The organism is Bacillus sp. FSL H8-0492 (assembly GCF_038006145.1).
Taxonomy (GTDB): domain Bacteria; phylum Bacillota; class Bacilli; order Bacillales; family Bacillaceae_G; genus Bacillus_A; species Bacillus_A mycoides.
Map to the genome: position 1 here is coordinate 85,001 of NZ_JBBOUP010000001.1, position 2,500 is coordinate 87,500.

Below are 2,500 nucleotides of genomic sequence, written 5' to 3' on the forward strand. Positions count from 1 at the left end.
GCTCAGAAGCAGCCACCATTTAAAGAGTGCGTAATAGCTCACTAGTCGAGTGACTCTGCGCCGAAAATGTACCGGGGCTAAATACACCACCGAAGCTGCGAATTGATACCAATGGTATCAGTGGTAGGGGAGCGTTCTAAGTGCAGTGAAGTCAGACCGGAAGGACTGGTGGAGCGCTTAGAAGTGAGAATGCCGGTATGAGTAGCGAAAGACGGGTGAGAATCCCGTCCACCGAATGCCTAAGGTTTCCTGAGGAAGGCTCGTCCGCTCAGGGTTAGTCAGGACCTAAGCCGAGGCCGACAGGCGTAGGCGATGGACAACAGGTTGATATTCCTGTACCACCTCTTTATCGTTTGAGCAATGGAGGGACGCAGAAGGATAGAAGAAGCGTGCGATTGGTTGTGCACGTCCAAGCAGTTAGGCTGATAAGTAGGCAAATCCGCTTATCGTGAAGGCTGAGCTGTGATGGGGAAGCTCCTTATGGAGCGAAGTCTTTGATTCCCCGCTGCCAAGAAAAGCTTCTAGCGAGATAAAAGGTGCCTGTACCGCAAACCGACACAGGTAGGCGAGGAGAGAATCCTAAGGTGTGCGAGAGAACTCTGGTTAAGGAACTCGGCAAAATGACCCCGTAACTTCGGGAGAAGGGGTGCTTTCTTAACGGAAAGCCGCAGTGAATAGGCCCAAGCGACTGTTTAGCAAAAACACAGGTCTCTGCGAAGCCGTAAGGCGAAGTATAGGGGCTGACACCTGCCCGGTGCTGGAAGGTTAAGGAGAGGGGTTAGCGTAAGCGAAGCTCTGAACTGAAGCCCCAGTAAACGGCGGCCGTAACTATAACGGTCCTAAGGTAGCGAAATTCCTTGTCGGGTAAGTTCCGACCCGCACGAAAGGTGTAACGATTTGGGCACTGTCTCAACCAGAGACTCGGTGAAATTATAGTACCTGTGAAGATGCAGGTTACCCGCGACAGGACGGAAAGACCCCGTGGAGCTTTACTGTAGCCTGATATTGAATTTTGGTACAGTTTGTACAGGATAGGCGGGAGCCATTGAAACCGGAGCGCTAGCTTCGGTGGAGGCGCTGGTGGGATACCGCCCTGACTGTATTGAAATTCTAACCTACGGGTCTTATCGACCCGGGAGACAGTGTCAGGTGGGCAGTTTGACTGGGGCGGTCGCCTCCTAAAGTGTAACGGAGGCGCCCAAAGGTTCCCTCAGAATGGTTGGAAATCATTCGTAGAGTGCAAAGGCATAAGGGAGCTTGACTGCGAGACCTACAAGTCGAGCAGGGACGAAAGTCGGGCTTAGTGATCCGGTGGTTCCGCATGGAAGGGCCATCGCTCAACGGATAAAAGCTACCCCGGGGATAACAGGCTTATCTCCCCCAAGAGTCCACATCGACGGGGAGGTTTGGCACCTCGATGTCGGCTCATCGCATCCTGGGGCTGTAGTCGGTCCCAAGGGTTGGGCTGTTCGCCCATTAAAGCGGTACGCGAGCTGGGTTCAGAACGTCGTGAGACAGTTCGGTCCCTATCCGTCGTGGGCGCAGGAAATTTGAGAGGAGCTGTCCTTAGTACGAGAGGACCGGGATGGACGCACCGCTGGTGTACCAGTTGTTCTGCCAAGGGCATAGCTGGGTAGCTATGTGCGGAAGGGATAAGTGCTGAAAGCATCTAAGCATGAAGCCCCCCTCAAGATGAGATTTCCCATAGCGTAAGCTAGTAAGATCCCTGAAAGATGATCAGGTTGATAGGTTCGAGGTGGAAGCATGGTGACATGTGGAGCTGACGAATACTAATAGATCGAGGACTTAACCATATAATATGAAGCACTGTTATCTAGTTTTGAAAGAATATAAAAAACTTATTGACTTTAAAAAGTAAATAAGTTATAATAATTCTTGTCTTAAATGAATACAGTCTGGTAATGATGGCAGAGAGGCCACACCCGTTCCCATACCGAACACGGAAGTTAAGCTCTCTAGCGCCGATGGTAGTTGGGACCTTGTCCCTGTGAGAGTAGGACGTTGCCAGGCAATTCGGAGGATTAGCTCAGCTGGGAGAGCACCTGCCTTACAAGCAGGGGGTCGGCGGTTCGATCCCGTCATCCTCCACCATTTAGCCGACTTAGCTCAATTGGTAGAGCAACTGACTTGTAATCAGTAGGTTGGGGGTTCAAGTCCTCTAGTCGGCACCAGTTTTTATTGCAAGAGCCATTAGCTCAGTTGGTAGAGCATCTGACTTTTAATCAGAGGGTCGAAGGTTCGAATCCTTCATGGCTCACCATTTTAATGAAATATGCGGGTGTGGCGGAATTGGCAGACGCACTAGACTTAGGATCTAGCGCCTTTGGCGTGGGGGTTCGACTCCCTTCACCCGCACTTTTAATAAAATAACTCAAACATGTCTTGCGGAAGTAGTTCAGTGGTAGAATACAACCTTGCCAAGGTTGGGGTCGCGGGTTCGAATCCCGTCTTCCGCTCCAATTTTCAGTATGACATGCCG

6 tRNA genes and 2 rRNA genes (2 of these 8 cut by a window edge) are annotated in these 2,500 nt (G+C 51.2%); all 8 read left to right on the forward strand.

From position 1 onward, the window contains the following. Positions 1–1,814: ribosomal RNA gene (locus tag MHH66_RS00440) — 23S ribosomal RNA — on the forward strand (it extends 1,108 nt beyond the left edge of the window). A gap of 101 nt (positions 1,815–1,915) precedes the next feature. After that, a 5S ribosomal RNA gene (rrf, locus tag MHH66_RS00445) occupies positions 1,916–2,031 on the forward strand. 5 nt (positions 2,032–2,036) lie between these two features. Further along, positions 2,037–2,112, forward strand: a tRNA-Val gene (locus MHH66_RS00450). 4 nt (positions 2,113–2,116) lie between these two features. Next, positions 2,117–2,192: transfer RNA gene (locus MHH66_RS00455), tRNA-Thr, on the forward strand. Positions 2,193–2,205: 13 nt separating this feature from the next. Next, positions 2,206–2,281: transfer RNA gene (locus MHH66_RS00460), tRNA-Lys, on the forward strand. A gap of 14 nt (positions 2,282–2,295) precedes the next feature. After that, positions 2,296–2,376 (forward strand) — tRNA-Leu (locus MHH66_RS00465). A 29-nt stretch (positions 2,377–2,405) separates the two neighbouring features. Next, positions 2,406–2,480 (forward strand) — tRNA-Gly (locus MHH66_RS00470). 16 nt (positions 2,481–2,496) lie between these two features. Then, positions 2,497–2,500, forward strand: a tRNA-Leu gene (locus tag MHH66_RS00475) (it continues 85 nt past the right edge of the window).